This is a genomic window from Psychrobacter sp. T6-1 (genome assembly GCF_052258445.1).
In genome coordinates this window covers 1-683 of the sequence record NZ_JBQQFC010000713.1, presented here as the reverse complement: position 1 = coordinate 683, position 683 = coordinate 1, and the positions used below count along the sequence as shown (strand labels likewise).

The window sequence follows — 683 nt, the reverse complement described above, 5'->3', positions numbered from 1 at the left end:
AAGGTCTCAAATCGTAAATGTGAAAATCGAGCTCATTAAACGTCCAAATCTTCGACATCTGCGCCAATCACTTGTGCCAAATGACCCGTTTTAAGATAGACGGTAGCGCCTTGCGACCCTGCTTTTATCGACGACGATGTAGCTACAGGCATACGTATCCAACTGTCTTTATTATAAGTTTGATGCCCATCTAAAAGCGTACCTTTGACAACTAATAACTCTGCGCCGCCTGTTGTCAATTGAGCCTGCAGCTCCTCGCTGAATAAAACTTCATCTGCACCCAAACGCTGCAAGCTGACCTGCTCACTGTTGTCTAAAGAGTGCTCACTTGAATATAAAAGACAAACTTCCCGGCTGCCGACGCGTTGCCAATTGGCATTATCGTCTGTATCGATAGCGACATGACGATTCTCTGATGCTAGCATTTGCCGCAGCTTAACAAAGATAATTGCCCCGTTATCACTAAAGGGAGTGTGACCTGACGCTGGCGGATTACGCAAGTACCAGCCTGCAGGATAATGCTCGTCATCGGCTGAAAACGTCCCTGACAATACCAAAACCTCCTCGCCGCCTGGATGCTGATGACGGGGAAAGTGAGAGCTGGGTGCATAACGCACAAGACTCGTCGCGCGCGCTTTTTCCGCGCCTACGCGATCGAGCATCACGCGCTCAACGCCGCCTTG

General features: G+C 49.5%; 1 protein-coding gene. It reads right to left on the bottom strand.

Annotated elements, in window-relative coordinates; translation table 11 throughout:
* Nucleotides 1–35: 35 nt before the first annotated feature.
* On the bottom strand, nt 36–683 hold a 648-nt coding region (locus ACTXGO_RS15570), incomplete at its 5' end, for a cupin domain-containing protein (protein ID WP_443575156.1).